Annotated in this window: 13 protein-coding genes; 3 read left to right on the forward strand and 10 right to left on the reverse strand. The window is 62.7% G+C overall.

The genetic code is table 11. The features are described from left to right. Positions 1–57 precede the first annotated feature (57 nt). From ACXR0M_RS15735 to ACXR0M_RS15745, 3 genes are all read left to right on the forward strand, one after another. The gene (locus ACXR0M_RS15735; protein ID WP_458832723.1) at positions 58–1,242 is read left to right on the forward strand and encodes a DUF2252 family protein; all 1,185 of its coding nucleotides are present in this window, start codon (positions 58–60) and stop codon (positions 1,240–1,242) included. Between the two features lie 143 nt (positions 1,243–1,385). Continuing rightward, positions 1,386–1,943 carry a helix-turn-helix domain-containing protein gene (locus tag ACXR0M_RS15740; protein ID WP_458832724.1) on the forward strand — a complete coding sequence of 186 codons (558 nt, stop codon included), beginning with the start codon at positions 1,386–1,388 and terminating at the stop codon, positions 1,941–1,943. A gap of 23 nt (positions 1,944–1,966) precedes the next feature. Further along, complete coding sequence (locus ACXR0M_RS15745) at positions 1,967–3,313, forward strand: glutamine synthetase family protein (protein ID WP_458832725.1); 1,347 nt, start codon at positions 1,967–1,969, stop codon at positions 3,311–3,313. A gap of 12 nt (positions 3,314–3,325) precedes the next feature. Here the strand turns inward: ACXR0M_RS15745 and ACXR0M_RS15750 are convergent, their stop codons facing one another. From ACXR0M_RS15750 to ACXR0M_RS15795, 10 genes are all read right to left on the reverse strand, one after another. Then, positions 3,326–5,965 (reverse strand): bifunctional diguanylate cyclase/phosphodiesterase, encoded by a 2,640-nt coding sequence (locus ACXR0M_RS15750; protein WP_458832726.1) that lies wholly within the window; start codon positions 5,963–5,965, stop codon positions 3,326–3,328. A gap of 155 nt (positions 5,966–6,120) precedes the next feature. Further along, positions 6,121–7,059, reverse strand: a complete 939-nt coding sequence (locus ACXR0M_RS15755) for an AraC family transcriptional regulator (RefSeq protein ID WP_458832727.1) — start codon at positions 7,057–7,059, stop codon at positions 6,121–6,123. Positions 7,060–7,084: 25 nt separating this feature from the next. Next, entirely contained in the window at positions 7,085–7,918 is an 834-nt protein-coding gene (locus ACXR0M_RS15760) for an oxidoreductase (RefSeq protein WP_458832728.1), read from the reverse strand. Positions 7,919–8,063: 145 nt separating this feature from the next. After that, complete coding sequence (locus tag ACXR0M_RS15765) at positions 8,064–8,819, reverse strand: ABC transporter ATP-binding protein (RefSeq protein WP_458832729.1); 756 nt, start codon at positions 8,817–8,819, stop codon at positions 8,064–8,066. Then, positions 8,813–9,874 carry a FecCD family ABC transporter permease gene (locus ACXR0M_RS15770; RefSeq protein WP_458832730.1) on the reverse strand — a complete coding sequence of 354 codons (1,062 nt, stop codon included), beginning with the start codon at positions 9,872–9,874 and terminating at the stop codon, positions 8,813–8,815. Before ACXR0M_RS15770 ends, ACXR0M_RS15765 begins: the two co-directional genes overlap by 7 nt. Beyond that, on the reverse strand, positions 9,871–11,052 hold the full coding sequence (locus tag ACXR0M_RS15775) for an ABC transporter substrate-binding protein (protein WP_458832731.1): 1,182 nt from the start codon (positions 11,050–11,052) through the stop codon (positions 9,871–9,873). Before ACXR0M_RS15775 ends, ACXR0M_RS15770 begins: the two co-directional genes overlap by 4 nt. Positions 11,053–11,113: 61 nt before the next feature. Then, on the reverse strand, positions 11,114–13,531 hold the full coding sequence (locus tag ACXR0M_RS15780; RefSeq protein ID WP_458832732.1) for a TonB-dependent siderophore receptor: 2,418 nt from the start codon (positions 13,529–13,531) through the stop codon (positions 11,114–11,116). A 96-nt stretch (positions 13,532–13,627) separates the two neighbouring features. Further along, a complete protein-coding gene (locus ACXR0M_RS15785) occupies positions 13,628–14,605 on the reverse strand; it encodes a FecR domain-containing protein (RefSeq protein ID WP_458832733.1) in 978 nt (325 codons plus the stop codon). Beyond that, the gene (locus tag ACXR0M_RS15790) at positions 14,606–15,121 is read right to left on the reverse strand and encodes a sigma-70 family RNA polymerase sigma factor (protein WP_458832734.1); all 516 of its coding nucleotides are present in this window, start codon (positions 15,119–15,121) and stop codon (positions 14,606–14,608) included. Between the two features lie 91 nt (positions 15,122–15,212). Then, positions 15,213–16,391, reverse strand: coding sequence for an aminotransferase class V-fold PLP-dependent enzyme (locus ACXR0M_RS15795; RefSeq protein WP_458832735.1), 1,179 nt, complete (start codon positions 16,389–16,391; stop codon positions 15,213–15,215). Positions 16,392–16,405: the final 14 nt, after the last annotated feature.

Genomic DNA, 16,405 nt, shown 5'->3' on the forward strand with positions numbered 1-16,405 from the left:
TGAAACATTCACCCGCGACCAGCGGTCAACAGCACACCTCCCTCGCAAGAAGCGTCCATGAAAACCCCACGCCCCTCCGCACGTCTGGAACCCCTCTCGCAACTGCGCAATCTGAAAATGGCCCGTTCCGCGCACGCTTATGTGCGCGGCAGCACGGTGCAGTTTTACGAGTGGCTGCACAGTCAACCGGGGCGCCACTTGCCGCAGGGGCCGGCGGTGTGGATCTGTGGTGATTGTCATGCCGGCAATCTGGGGCCGACCGGGGATTTGAAAGGGCAGACCGACATTCATATCCGCGACCTCGACCAAACCGTGATCGGCAACCCGGCGCATGATCTGGTGCGCCTGGCCTTGTCGCTGGCCACCGCCGCGCGCGGTTCGGATCTGCCCGGCGTGGCCACTGCGCGCATGCTGGAAGAGATGATGCAGGGGTACGAGCAGGCTTTCGAAGGCGACGTCGATAAAGAGCCGCCACGTCCCGCGCAAGTCAAAGCCGGGATGCGCAGCGCGGTGCGCCGCACCTGGAAGCATCTGGCCCAGGAGCGCATCGAGAGCACCAAACCGACCATTCCGCTGGGCAAGCATTTCTGGTCACTGTCCCGGGAAGAGCGCAGCGCGCTGAAAGACCTGTGCGCCACGCCTGATCTGCATACGTTGGTGACGTCGCTCAAGGGCCGCTCGAAAGATGACCGGGTGAAAATGCTCGATTCGGCCTATTGGGTCAAAGGCTGCAGTTCGCTGGGGCTCATGCGTTATGCGGTGTTGCTCGGAGTGGGCGAGGGCGATGACGAGGAATATTGCCTGCTCGATATCAAGGAAGCGGTCGCCGCCGCCGCGCCTCGGGTGGCGCGAGCGAAGATGCCCAGAGACAACGGCAAACGCGTGGTCGCCGGTGCCCGCGCGCTCTCGCCGGGCCTGGGTAACCGGATGATTGCGACGCGGCTGTTGGACCATGGTTTCTTTATCCGCGAACTGCTCCCGCAGGACATGAAACTGGAGCTGGACCAGTTGAGCCAGACCGACGCGATGCTGGCCGCCGGCTATCTGGCCCGCATCGTCGGGCTGGCGCATGCGCGGCAGATGGACCTGAGCACGCGGGCGGCGTGGATGCGCGACTTGCAGGCGTGTCGTTCGAAGACCCTGGATGCGCCGTCGTGGCTGTGGTCGAGCGTGGTGCAGTTGGTCGGCAGCCATGAAAAAGGCTATCTGGAGCATTGCCGGCGCTATGCGCTGGAGCATTGAATTGGTGTGAATGCAGCACTCGCCGTTGCCGATATGAAATTTGTTCTGTAGATTTTCATGAAATTACACGAACAGAATTTCACGAGACGGCCAATGTTTCAGCAATTTCAGCGCCACGGCGAAAAATGTCCGGGCCGCCAGCCATGAACAAGCAGGAAGAAATCGCGGCGCTGGCGATCCTCATTCAGGACCTGCGCAAGCACAAGAAAGTCACCCTCAAGGAACTGGCCGACCGGATCGGCCGTTCTGTGGGTTTTCTTTCGCAGGTCGAACGCGGCCTGTCACGCCCAACCGTGGCGGATCTCACCGCCATCAGCGAAACCCTCGGCGTGCCGACCACCTATTTCTATAGCCTGCCCAAACCCCGACAGGTGCCGTGGGTCACCCGCCCGGACGAGCGCCGCACCCTGCATTTCGCCAACGGCATTACCGACATTCTGGTGTCGCCGCAGATGCGCGCGGGGTTTTCCATGCTCGAAAGTCTGCTGGAACCGGGCGCAAGCAGTGGCGAGCGGCAGATCAGCGACAGCTCGGAGCAGGGCGGTTACGTGCTCGAAGGCGAACTGACCTTGTGGCTGGGCACCGACGACGAGCCCGTGACCTTGAAGGCCGGCGACAGTTTTCAATTCGACAGTCACACCCGTTGCCGCTACGGCAACCTCACCCGGCAGCTCACCCGCGTGCTCTGGGTCTACACCTGATAACAACAAAAGGATCACCGACGATGGACGCTGTCTGCTCTGACCTGCTCGCCGAAGTGCGGGCGTTTCGCCAACGCTACCCCGAGGTGCGTTATGTCGATCTGATTTCGCTGGACATTCCCGGGCATTTCTACGGCAAGCGCTATCCGGTGGAGATGCTGGAAAAAGTCGCGGCGGGCAGTGCGCTGAAACTGCCGCAGAACTGTGTGCTGCTGGGCGTGCAGGGCGGTCTGTTCAAGATTGGCGATTACTGTTTCAACGATGGCGACCCGGACGCCGTGCGCCGCCTCGTCCCGGGCACACTCAAGCCGGTGAGCTGGGAGGCGCAGCCGCTGGGGCAGATGCTGATCACCTCCGACGGCACCGCCAAACCCATCGAATTCGAACCCCGCGAAGTGTTGGCAAAGGTGCTCAAGCGCCTGGCCGGCAAAGGCATGCATCCGGTGGTGGCGTTCGAGCTGGAGTTCTACCTGTTCGACAAAAAGCTGCGCGACGGTCTGCCGCAATTTCCTCGCGATGAGTTGAGCGACGACGCTGACGATCAGCCGAACATGCACATCGAGCGTCTGTCGCGGTTCGCCCCGGTGCTGGATGACATGGTCGAAACTGCGCGCAGCCAAGGCATCGACGCCACGGTGATCACCGCCGAGCTGGGACCGGGGCAGTTCGAGATCAACTTCGGCCATCTCGACGACGGCTTGCGTGCCGCCGACTGGGCGGCGCTGTTCTGCCGCAGCACGCGCGGTGTGGCGCTCAAGCACGGTTACCGCGCCAGTTTCATGGCCAAGCCCTACGTCGCGTATCCGGGCAGCGGCATGCATGTGCACGTCAGCCTGTATGACGCCGCCGGCAACAATCTGCTGGCGCCGAATCATCACCAGCCGTTGCGTCACGCGGTGGCCGGCTGCCTGGAGTTGCTGCCGCACAGCATGGCGATCTTCGCCCCGAACCAGAACGCCATGCGCCGCTTGAGCGGCACGGTCAACACCGCGACCAAGGCCAGTTGGGGTTACGAGGACCGCGATGCCTGCCTGCGCATCCCTGAATCGGACACAAAAAACCTGCGCATCGAATATCGCCTGGCCGGCGCCGATGCCAACCCGTATCTGGTGCTGGCGGCGATTCTGGTGGGTCTGGAGCACGGCCTGGAAACCGCTAAAGAGCCGATCCCTCCACTGAATGACGACCGCAACAGCGGCATTGCCTTCCCCACGGAAATCCTCGACGCGGTGCGCGCCCTGCAACATCAGCCGCAATTGCGCGCAGGGCTGGGGGCCGAGTTTGTCGACGTGTATTGCGAGAACAAACGCCAGGATCATCTGGCGTTCATGCAGGAGATCAGTGCGCGGGAGTACCGTTGGTATCTTTAAGCGCTGGTATCTTTAACGCTGGGTGCGCAGCGGGTGAACGCGGGCTGAGCCCTGACGGGTGGGTTCAACTTGCACACCCCGCGAATCCTGCAACAACTGCGCGAACGCGGCCTTGTCGATCGGCCGGCTCATGAAATAGCCCTGCACCTCGTTGCATTGATCCTTGCCGAGAATCTCCAGTTGCTCCTCGGTTTCCACGCCTTCCGCCGTCACCGTCAGGCCCATGGCCTTGCCCAGTCCGATGATCGCCTGGACCACCGCGCGATCATTGGCGACATGGCTGATCGAGGCGATGAAACGCTTGTCGATCTTGATGCCGTCGAACGGATAGGCGCGCAGGTAACCGAGGGACGAATAACCGGTGCCGAAGTCGTCCATGTTCAGGCGCACCCCGAGTTGCTTGAGGGCGTTCATCGTGGCGAGTGCGCCGTCGGTATCCACCAGCATCACGTTTTCGGTGATTTCCAGTTCCAGGCGACTGGCTGGCAAACGGCTCTGCACCAAGGCTTCGCGCACATCCTCAACGACATCGCTGAGGGCGAACTGCGCCGGCGACAGATTGACCGACAGCAGGATGTCCGCCGGCCAGCTCAGCGCGGTTTCACAGGCTTCGTGCAATACCCAGCGCCCCAGTGGCACGATCAGGTCGGTCTGTTCCGCCAGACCGATGAACAGATCCGGCCCGAGCAGGCCCTTGGTTGGATGCTGCCAGCGCACCAGGGCTTCGACCGAGACGATCTGCTTGCCGTCGACCGTGTAGCGTGGTTGGTAGTGCAGGATGAATTCGTCGTTCTGCAGCGCCGCGTGCAAATCGCTCTCCATCTGCCGCCGCGTCTGGATTTGATCGCTCATGTGCACTTCGAAATAGCACCAGGTGTTCTTGCCCTCGGACTTGGCCTGGTACAGCGCAATGTCGGCGCAGCGGATGAGCTCGCTGGGCACGAAGCCGTGGCGGCGGCTGACGGCGATGCCGATGCTCGCGCCGACGTGCAGCGGATGCTGTTCGAAGGTCAGCGGCTGATGCAGGCTCTCGACCAGCCGCGTGCAGAAGCGGTCGACCTCGTGCCGGCTGTCCATGCCATTGAGCACCACCACGAACTCGTCGCCGCCCAGCCGCGCGACGATGTCGTGCTCGCGGGTGCATTCGCGCAGGCGAGTGGCGACTTCCTGCAGCACCGCATCGCCAGCCGGATGGCCGAGGGAGTCGTTGATCGGTTTGAAGTTGTCCAGGTCGATCATCAGCAGCGACAGCGGTGGCGCCTGTTCCTTGAGCTGCAGCGCGTCATCCAGATAGCGCGCCAACTGATTGCGATTGGGCAGGCCGGTGAGGGCATCGTGCATCGACAGGTGCTGGATCTGCGCGTGGGCGGCGACTTCGTCGGTGATGTCGCTGGCCGTGCCGCGATAGCCGCTGACCACCTGCCGGTCGAAGATCGGCCGCGCGGATAACCGGCAATGCCGTTGCCGCCCGGCGTGATCGCGGTAAGTGCAACGCAGGTCGCTGGCATTGCTGCCTTCGCTGAGTTTTTTCAGCCACAGATCCAGCGGCGTGGTATCGCACGACAGCAGTTGCCCGATGTCCTGGCCGAGCCACTGTGCTTGCGGGTAACCGGTGACTTCGCTGAAGCGCGCCGAGAGATAGGTGAGATTCAGTTGCCGGTCGATTTCCCAGATCCAGTCCGACGCCGCTTCGGCCACGGCGCGGAAACGTTCTTCACTCGCTTCCAGCGCATGGTTAGCCGCCTCCAGTGCCTGGTTCGAGGCCTGCAGCGTGCTGAAGCTCTGGTCGACATAACGCGAGGAACGCAATGCGTAACGCAGGAAGTACGCGGTCAACAGGGCCAGCACCACCAACACCACACCAAGAATCGGCAGCAATGACCACAACAGTTGCTGTCCCGGGCGCTCGAGGTCGGCCGTCAGGCTGTAACCGGTGCTGTCCAACGGCACCCGCGGTTGTTCCTTGGACAGTTGCTCATCCGGGACCAGCGTCAAGTTCTGCAAACCGTAGGCCACGCCCAGCGCCCGCAGTTTGGTGGGCGTCAGCTTGTCGACGAACACCAGCACCGAAGTCTGTTGCGGATCGCCGACCTCGCGTTGATCGTTGGGCAGAATGGCGGCGGCGGTGATCAGTGCCGGCCAGCCATCGAACAGCGAATAAGTGCTGATCGCCATGGTCAGGTCGGCCTGGTTTTGCACTTTATCGATCAGCGCTGACGCAGAAAGCGTGAGCAGGCGCGAAATGTCGCCGTCCACCTGCTGCCCTTGCACCACCGCGTACTTGGTGCGCTGGCGGTCAAGTACAAAAACTCCGTTGTAGCCGTCGGTGGTGAACAGGGTTTTGCCCATGTTCTGCTGCTCGTAGGCCCAGTCGGTATCGACATCGAGGTGCAGGTGCTCGTAGGCGGTGGTCCAGTCGGCGTAGCTGGTGATATAGCTTTTCGAGGCGGCGATGCGGTTTTCCAGGGCACGCGCGGTAAAGAACAGGGTTTCGTCGACATCCTCGCGGTCCAGCCGCGCGGCAATGCTGAGCAAGGTGCCGGTAGCGGCAAGCACACCCACGATGAATAACGTGGCGACGGCGAACACCAGGCGGCGGGTGATCGTGCTTTGCCGGGGTGGCACAGGGGCTGCGGGAGCGAAGACATCCATAAGTTCGTCCTTGATTCTCTACCTGAATCATCTGGAACACTGGTCTGTGCGCAATGTTCAATCTGTTGCTCGCAATTGCGCCGCGGCGGATTTCCCAAGCGTAGTGAATCCCGGAGGATTTTGCCTTGCGAGCGTGGCGGGCTGATTGGCTCGGCTCAGTGCGAGGACACGTAGGGCGAGGGCGTGGCGGGCTCGGGCAGGGCGTAGGTGGCTTTCATCCAGGCCACTTCGGCCAGCGGCGTGCGGCCGAAGAAGCGCTTGAACTCGCGACTGAATTGCGAAGCGCTTTCATAACCGACGTTGAACGCTGCGGTCGCCGCCGGCAGGCTGCCGCGCAGCATCAGCAATCGCGCCTGATGCAGGCGCGTAGCCTTGAGGTACTGCATCGGCGAGGAATCGGTGACGTTGCGAAAGTGCACGTGGAAATTCGGCACGCTCATTCCGGCTTCCTCGGCAAGGGATTCGACGTCGAGGCGCTGCGCATAACTGCTGTGAATCCGCCGGATCGCCCGGCTGACCTTGCCGAAATGCCCTTGTTGTTGCAGCGCCGCGCGCATCGAACCGCCCTGGGCGCCGGTGAGGATCCGGTAGTAGATCTCCCGCACCAGCGCCGGGCCGAGGATCCGTGCTTCGCCGGGATCGCTCATGGCTTCGAGAAAACGCAGGGTCGAGGCGCGCAGCGGATCATCCATGGGCGAGGCATACATGCCCCTGGGCGCAGCGTGGCTGGGGCCGAACACCTCGTCGACTTGCAGCATCACTTCACTGGCCAGCGGCAAATCGAGACGCATGTACACCGCCAGCATCGGTTCATCGGCGCTGGCCTCGGTTTCCATGGTGAACGGCACGGGCACCGACACCACCAGATAATGCTGCGCGTCGTAGACGTAGACGTCCTCGCCGAGATAACCGCGCTTGCGCCCCTGACACAGAATCACGATGCCCGGGTCATACAGCACCGGCGTGTTGCTCAGTGGCCGATTCGAGCGCAGGAAGCGCACATCCTCGAGCGCACTGAGGTTATAGCCCTCGACCGGCGCGAGCTGGCCGAGCAATTGCACCATGCGCGCGCTGTACGGGTCGGGTGGATTCATCAAAGTCGATCTCTTGGCCTGCGACTCAGCCATCGGTGGAACGGGTCAGCGCCTGCCATTGCTCGATCTCGTCGAGGCGTCGCTGCAGCGTGTCGCGCACCAGATTCAGCGCATCGCTGCCCAATAGCAAGTGCGCCGGCGGCGCCGGGCTGGCGATCAGTTGCAACATGGCCCGCGCGGCCTTGCGCGGATCGCCGAGCTGCTTGCCGTTTTTCTCCTCGCGGGCCTGGCGCACCGGGTCGAAGCTGGCGTCGTAATCGGCGATGCTGCGTGCCGTGCGCTGCATCGAACGCCCGGCCCAGTCGGTGCGAAACGAGCCCGGCGCGACGGCGGTGACAAACACGTTGAACGGCTGCAGTTCCTTGCTCAAGGTGTCGGAAAGGCCTTCCAGAGCAAATTTGCTCGAACAGTAATAAGCGATGCCGGGCATGGTGATGCTGCCGCCCATCGAGGTGATATTGAGAATGTGCCCGGCCCGCCGCTGACGGAAGAACGGCACGAAGGCCTTGATCATCGCTGCGGCGCCGAACAGGTTGACGTCGAACTGACGGCGCATCTGCGCCAGCGGCGACTCCTCGAAAATCCCTTCATGACCGTAACCGGCGTTATTGACCAGAACGTCCACCGGCCCGAACCTGGTCTCGACATCGGCGATCACGCTGTCGATGCGCTCGAAGTCGGTGACATCGAGCAACACGCCGTGCGCCCGATCCGTAGACAGCGCTTCGAAAGCTTTAAGATCGGCGTCGTTGCGCACGCTGCCGATCACCCGATGCCCGGCATTCAGCGCTTCCTGCGCGAGGGCGTTGCCGAAGCCACTGCTGACTCCGGTGATGAACAGGGTTTTGTTGCTGTGCATGGCATGCTCCGACGCTTGGGGGTGGGAGCACAGAGTAGGCAAAGGCGGGCGACGTACCTATGCCGATTGGTCTTGGAGGATTGCCTGATCCTATTGCGGCGAGTCGCTGCTTGCGTTCTGTGTCTTGGCGCGAAGGGCTCGGCGTTCACACCACATCATCAATGAGGATATGCGGCATCCCGCGGCTGCACTGCTCGATACGCGCCTTAACCTTGTATACCTCACGCAGCATGCGCTCGGTAATCACTTCGCTGCTCGGGCCGCTGCCCTGGGTGGTGCCGCCGGCGATCACCAGCACCTGATCGGCAAAACGCAGCGCCTGGTTGAGGTCGTGGATGGCGATGAACACGATGACTTCGCGACGCCGGGCCAGGCTGCGCATGAAGTCCAGCACCTGCACCTGCCGATGCATGTCGAGGGCGCTGGTCGGTTCGTCCATCAGCAGCACTTCCGGCTCGCGCACCAGTGTCTGTGCGATCGACACCAACTGTTGTTGCCCGCCGCTGAGTTCGCCAAGGTTGCGGAAGGACAGGTCGCTGATGCCCAGCGCGGCGAGAATCTCGTCGACCAGCTTCAGCTCGTCATCGTTGACCGCCCAGCCCGGCGACAGCTGCTTGCGGGCCAGCAACACCGACTCGTAGACGGTCAGGCGTGCGCTGGAGTTGAGTCCTTGCGGCATGTAGCTGATGCCGGCATGACCTTTCTGCGAATCCTGCAGGATCACTTGCCCGGGGCCGTCGATCAGCCCGGCCATGCGTTTGAACAGGGTCGACTTGCCCGCAGCGTTCGGCCCGACCACGGCCACCACCTGGCCGCCGAAAAACATCGCGGTGGAGACTTCGCGAATGATCTCGCGCTGGCCGTAACCCGCGCCGAGGTTGTCCAGTTGCAGCTTCACCATGAGTTTTTCTTCCCGCCCAGAATCAGAGAAATAAAGAACGGCACGCCGATCAGCGAGGTGACCACGCCGATCGGAAAGATCGCGCCGGGGATCAGGGTTTTGCTGACCACCGAGCTCGCCGACAGAATCAGCGCACCGGTCAGCAGCGAGGCGGGCAGGAAGAAGCGCTGGTCTTCACCGATCAGCATGCGCGCGATGTGCGGGCCGACCAGTCCGATGAAACCGATGGTGCCGACGAACGCCACGGGAAATGAGGCGAGCAGGCTGACCATGATCAGCGTCTGAAAGCGCAGGCGGCGCACGTTGATGCCGAAACTGGCGGCCTTGTCGTCGCCCAGGCGCAGGGCGGTCAAGGCCCATGCGCGTTTGGCGAAAATCGGCAGGGTGATCAGGATCACCACGCAGATCACGCCGAGTTTCGGCCAGGTGGCTTTGGTCAGGCTGCCCATGGTCCAGAACACCACAGCGGCCACGGCTTGCTCGGTGGCGAAGAATTGCACCAGCGCCAACAACGCGTTGAAGGTGAACACCAAGGCGATACCGAGCAGCACGATGGTCTCGGCAGTGACGCCGCGACGCATGCTCAGGAAGTGGATCAACAGCGCCGAGAGCATGGCCATGATGAACGCATTCAGCGGCACCATGAACTGCGCGGCCAGCGGGAACAGGGCGACGCCAAAGGCCAGCCCCAGCGCGGCGCCGAACCCGGCGGCAGCGGAAATACCCAGGGTGAACGGACTGGCCAGCGGGTTGTTGAGGATGGTCTGCATCTGCGCCCCGGCCAGCGACAACGCCGCGCCCACGGCCACCGCCATCAGCGCCACCGGCAGACGGATATCCCACATCACTACGCGCACCTGCGGCGAGGCGCTGTCCGGTGAAATCAGCGCACCAAGCACTTCGCTGAGGCTGTAACTCGCCGGCCCCAAGGCCAGATCGAGCAGCACACTGCACAACAACAGCAACACCAGTCCGGCGAGGATCAGGCGCTTGCGCAGCACCAGACGCCGATAGGCTTCGCGCTGGATAACCACCGCATCCGTCAACGAACTCATGGTTTGACCTCCGGCGCAGGCAGGCTGACAAAGTAGCCGGACTCATACGGCACCGGCAGAAAACGTTCATGCAGTTCGCGGAATGAGGCGTCCGGATCGAGATCGGCAAACAGGTCGGGGTGAAACCATTTCGCCAGTTGCTGGATCGCGACGAATTGATAGGGGCTGTTGTAGAACTGATGCCAGATGGCGTGAAACGCCTGGGTATCTTGCGCCTTGATCCCGGCGTAGGCCGGGCGTTGGGTGTACCAGGCGAGCTTTTTCCGCGCCTGCGCCATGTCCGCGCCGGGACCGACGCCGACCCAGTGGCCACCGGGGGCAAAGGCTTCCCAGTTGGCGCTGGTAACCACCACCTGGTCCGGGTTGGCGACGATCACTTGCTCCGGGTTCAACTGGCCGAAGGTGCTCGGAATGATGCCCTTGGCAATGTTTTTGCCGCCGGCCATCTCGACGAACAGGCCGAAGTTCTCGTTGCCGAAACTCAGGCAGCAATCATCGGTGTAGCCGCCGATGCGCTCGATGAACACGTTGGGGCGAGTCGGCTGTTGTTTGGCGATGACATCGGTGACGCGGTGGATCTGCTGATTGCGGAAATCGATAAACGCTTGCGCACGCTGCTCCTTGCCGAACAGCTGGCCGAACAGGCGCATGGTCGGCTCGGTGTTCTGCATCGGGTTGTTGCGAAAGTCGACGTAGACCACCGGAATCCCCAGCGCGTCGAGCTTTTCGATGTAGCGCGCGTCTTCGGTGGCGTGCTGCGCTTCGACGTTGAGGATGATCACGTCCGGGCGTTGCGAGATCGCCTGCTCAATGTCGAAGGTGCCGTCTTCAAAGCCGCCGAAGGTAGGGATTTTGGCGATGGCGGGGAATGTGCGCAGATACGCGTTGTAGGTGTCCGGGTCGGACTGGATCAGGTCCTTGCGCCAACCGACGATGCGTTCCAGTGGATTTTGCGTGTCCAGCGCGGCGACCAGATACAACTGGCGTCCTTCACCGAGAATCACCCGGCGCACCGGCAGGTGCACCTTGACCTTGCGCCCGAGCAGATCGGTGACCTCGGTGCGCGCCGGATCTGCCTCGGTGGTGTGCGCCATGCGCGGCAGCAGAGAAAGCAGCGCCAGCACGCCTGCCATCAGCAGCATCGCCAGCGTGGAGCTGCGTCGATCGAAAATCACCATGCTCAAAGCCTTTGCAAAGTCAGACCGGCCAACGGTTCAAAGCACCGGCCGGCTGAAGGTTTCAGAAATCGACAGTTGCCGAGAGTAATAACGTGCGCGGTGAACCCTGGGAGAACGCGCCGTAGGAGGCGACGCCCGACCAGTAGGCGTGATCGAAAACGTTCTGCACGGTGGCGCGAAACGTCGTCGGCCGCTCGTCGATGCGCGTGGTGTAGCGAGCGCCGACGTCGAAGCGCGTCCAGTCATCGAGCTTCTGCGTGTTGGCCTGGTTCACGTACTGGCTGCCGGTGTGGATCGCACCACCGGTGAGGGTCAGGCCTTCCAGCCATGAGGCATCCCATTCGGCCCACAGGTTGGCCTGCACTTCCGGGACACCCACCGGTTTGTTGCCACGGTTGGCCGCCACCGAAGTCTTGGTCAGTTGCGCATCGAGCAGGGTCACGCCACCGAGCAACCGCGTACCGGGGGCGACTTCGCCGAATACGTTGAGTTCGAGGCCGCGATTGCGCTGTTCGCCCTGCACCGAGAACACTCCGGCGGCCAGTTCGCCGCTGGGCTTGGTGATCTGGAACAGCGACAACGTGGAGGTGAACGTGCCGTAATCGGCCTTGACCCCGAGCTCATGTTGACGGGAAACGTAGGGAGCGAAGATCTCGCCGGCGTTGCTCGCGGTGGACGGCGCGATGTCGCCTTTGCTCAGGCCTTCGATGTAGTTGTAATAGAACGACACATGGTCCCAGGGCTTGAACACCACGCCATACAGCGGCGTGGCGCGACCGTCGTCGTAGGACGTGGTGACGATTCCGGCGGCGTTGTAATTGTCCGACTTGATGTTCTGCTGGCGCACGCCGAGGGTCAGTTGCACGCGCTCGTCGAGCACCGACAGGGTGTCGGCCAGCGCCACGCCAGTCAGTTCGCTTTCGGAGACTTTCGGCGTGTCCGGCTTGGGGATATACGGCTGCGGACGGTCCACCGGGTGATAGATATTCGACAGGATCGGCGCGCCGGAAATGATCCCGCGCGACAGTTCATCCCGATAACGGCTGATCTGCAGCGATGTGCGGTGACTGATCGGCCCGGTGTCGAAGCGCAGGCGCGCACCGGCATCGACGGTGTAGCGCTCGACTGCGAACTTGTAATAGCCGGGCGTCGAAGAAGTATCGCCAGCGGCATTGATGATGCTCGGGGTCTGGTCGGACATCCGCGCCACATCAGATTTACCCCCGCCGGCATGGGCGAACACGGTCAGCGCGTCACTCAAATCATATTCGCCGCTGAACAGCGCCGACTGGTCGCGGGTTCGTGACCAGCCCCAGTCCTGGCTGACATTGATCCGGCCATTGGCCGCCGAGGGGATGTCCACGCCCGGGGCGATCAAAAACGGCCGTGAGGCGGCGTCGAAGCGTTCTTCCTGATTGAGCCAGTCGAAACTGCTGCGCAGGCGCTCGCCTTGGTAATCGAGGGACAGTGCGCCGATATCGACATGCCGCGATTGATTGTCGATGGCGGTGTCGCCCAGTTGCGTGCTGCCATTGATACGCACGCCAAAGCGGCGCTCCTCGCCAAAGCGCCGGCTGACATCGAGGTGGCCGCCGAGCTGTGCATTCGTTGCGTAGCTAGTGGTGACGCGGGTCAGGTCTTCGTCGAGCGAACGCTTGGGCACCACGTTGATCACGCCGCCGACCGCGTTGTTCGGCGACATGCCGTAAAGCAGGGCGCCGGGGCCTTTGACCAGTTCGATGCGTTCGGCGTACTCGGTGAACACCCGGTAGTTGGGCGCCACACCGTAGACGCCATCGAACGCCAGCTCACCCAGATTGCCTTCGCCGACCGGAAACCCGCGGATGAAAAACGAATCGACGATGCCCCCGGTCTGTCCGGTGGAGCGCACCGACGAGTCGCGCTCAAGCACATCGCCGACGGTAACCGCTTGCTGATCCTTGATCAGCGTCGAGGTGTAGCTGCTGATGCTGAAGGGCGCGTCCATCACGTCGGTATTGCCGAGGATCCCCAGACGCCCGCCGCTCGCCACCTGACCACCCGGATACACCGCAGGCAAGGCGTCGGCGTGGCGTTGGTCGCTGCCGATGATTGCGGTTTCTTCCAGGGTCAGCCGGCGCTGGACCAGGGTGTAGCTGCCGTCGCCGCGGGCAATCATGTCCAGGCCACTGCCTTCCAGCAGACGTTCGACGGCCTGCCGGGTCGAGAATCGGCCGATCAGCGCCGGGCTGCTCAGGCCGTCGGTCAACGATGGCTGGAACGACAGGGCGATCCCGGCATCCACGGCAAAGCTCGACAGCGTCGCGCCCAGCGGTCCGGCGGCGATGTTGTAGGCTCGCAGCGCCTGCGCATCCAGCTGCACCGGCGCTTCGGCCAGCACCAACGGGCTGACGGCTGCGGACAGAACCAGGCTGAGCAACGCACTGCGCATAACGGGTTTGAACCGGCGATCCGGACGCAGAAGGCGTGCAGCAGGCATGAATGGGTGGACCTATCAACAGGACGGTAAAGTTCTTCTCCCCAATAGCCAGTCGAGCGCGGAAAAAGTATCACCGGTTCGGCAATATTTTTTTGCTCAAGCTGGCGACAGCATGACCCACAGGCCATTCAGGTGGCCGCTGACCAGAATCGGGTAGGTTTGCGTGAGCATGTTCAAGGTGCGTTGGGTGTCACTGATCGGGTAGGCCCCGGAAATGCGCAGATCGGCCAGCGCCGGATCGAGGCGCACAAAACCGCGGCGATAGCGCGTCAGTTCGGCGACGAAATCCGCCAGACGCATCTTGTCGGCCATCAACATACCTTGCGTCCACGCGCCGGCGTTGCGGTCGACCGCGCTGAGCTGGCCGAAGCTGTTGGCTGAAAAGTCGGTGCGTTGGCCGGCGTTGACGATCAGCGGTGTGCCCTGGCGTTGGTCTGCCAGTTGCACTTTCACCGCGCCTTCGAGGACCGCCAGCTGCGTGCGCGGCTGCAGTTCACGCACGGTGAACCGCGTGCCCAGTGCCTGCATTCGGCCCTGGCGGGTGCTGACCAGAAAAGGCCGTGGCGAGGCGCTGTTGTCCGGCGCGGTCTGCACGAGAATTTCGCCTTCGCGCAAATGAATCAGGCGCTGGTTGGCGTCGAACAGCACGTCGATGGCGCTGGCGGTGTTGAGGGTGATCTGCGAACCGTCGGCGAGGGTCAGTTCGCGGCGTTGGCCGACGGCGGTGCGATAGTCCGCCGACCATTGCTGCGACTCGGCGAGTTTCCAGCTGCCCCAGCCGGCAGGCAGGATCGCCAGGATCATTGCCAGTTTGCCCAGCGCCGCGCGGCGTTCCGGGCTGTTTGGCCGGTCCAGTGCCGACATCGCCAGCGACGGCGGCAAACCGCCGAGCTTGCTCTGCAACAGCTGCGCCCGCGCCCAGGCCCGACTGCGCTCGGGTGTGCTGGATTGCCAGTATTCCCATTCGGCGCGTTCGGTGTCACTGAGCTCGCCTTCGCTGAAGCGAATCAGCCAGTCGGCGGCTTCTTCAAGTGCCTGCTGAGCCGGGGGCGGGGTATTGCGGCGGGTGAGCATTCACTCCACCAGCAACAGGCACTGGACGAAGGCTTGCTTCATGTAGCGCTTGACGGTGATCAGCGACACGCCCAGTTGCGCGGCGATGTCGTCGTATTTCAGGCCACTGATCTGCGACAGCAGGAACGCGCGTTTGACCAGCGGCGGCAGGGCGTCGAGCATGGCATCGATTTCGTGCAGGGTCTCGAGCACCATCAAACGCAATTCCGGCGACGGCACTTCCGGTGCCGGCACATGTGCCAGGGCGTCCAGATACGCGCGTTCCAGTGCCTTGCGCTGGTACCAGTTGACCAGAATGCCCTTGGCCACGCAGCTGAGGTAGGCGCGCGGTTGTTCGATGACGGTGACGGGTGAAGCGAGAATGCGGGTGAAGGTGTCCTGCGCCAGATCCGCCGCATCCATGGCGTTTCCCAGTTTTTTCCGCAGCGTTGCGTAAAGCCAGCCGTGATGGCCGCTGTACAACGCTTCGATCGCGCGCAGGTGTTGGTGATGATTCGCGGGCAGGGATTCGCTCATGGCTGCAGATTTTCATGCAATTGAGAAGTATTCCCAATGCTAGTTTACAAAGCGGCTGCGACGCAAGCGACGATTGGTGTCCGCTGCAGACTCAGCCCATTTGGTGCAGCGCAGCGATCATCGTGTCGATTTCCGCCTCGGTGTTGTACGCGTGCAGTGACGCTCGACTGACTTCCTGCAGGTTGCGCTGTTGCATGTCGAGCAGCGTTGAACTGAACCGCGAAGTCGTCACGTTGATGCGTTTGTCCTGCGCCGCCAGCCAATGCTGGATATGCGCCGCACTGCGCTGGCGATGGGTGAAGCTCACAATTCCGGATTTCACTGCGCCCAGGTCTTGGGGAATTACGTCCGGAATCTCTGCCAGACGTTGGCGCAGATAATCCGCCAGCGCCTGAATCCGCTGCCACATCGGCTCGATGCCTTGCGCCAGCGCGTATTCCGCCGCTGCACCGAGGCCCAGTTTGGCGGCGACATTGCATTCCCAGTTTTCGAAACGCCGCGCGTCGGGGCGAATAGTGAAGCTGTCCGGCGTTTGCAACGTCGCCGCATGCAGGTCGAGAAACGCCGGCTCCAGGTTTTGACACAGCGATCGTTCGACATACAGAAAGCCCATGCCGCGTGGCCCGCGCAGGTATTTGCGACTGGTGGCAGCGAGCAGGTGACAACCGATCTTTTGCACATCGAGCGGCATTTGCCCGACGCCCTGGCAGGCGTCCAGCAGAAACAGCACGCCGGCGGCGCGGGCGAGGGCGCCGATCTGTTCGATGGGCTGCACCGGGCCGCCGTTGGTGGCGATCACGGGCAGGGAGATCAGCGCCACCCGATCATCCTCGAGCATGTGCTTGAGCGCCGCCAACGAGACCTGACCGTGTTCATCGTTGGGAATGACGCGAATCTCGATGCCGCGCTGTTGCTTGAGTTGCAAGTAGGGAATGTAGTTACCGGCGTACTCGGTGGTCGAGGTCAGCACCACATCGCCTGAGCGCAACGGCAGCGAATAGAACGCCATGTCCCAAGCTCGCGTGGCGTTTTCGATCACGGCGATTTCGTCGGGTTGCGCGTTGATCAAGCGCGCGATGGCGCCGTAGACGTATTCCACGTCGGCGGCTTGCCGGGCGGCGGCTTCATAGCCGCCAAGCGTCGCTTCGAGCTGAATATGGCGGGTCATGGCCTTGATCACCGGCGTTGGCATCAGCGCCGCGCCGGCGTTGTTGAAGTGGATCAGTTGCGCCACGGCCGGGGTGTCGGCGCGCAGTTGGTCAATGTTCACAAGCTCCTCCTTGA

It is taken from the genome of Pseudomonas sp. Eth.TT006 (assembly GCF_054456575.1).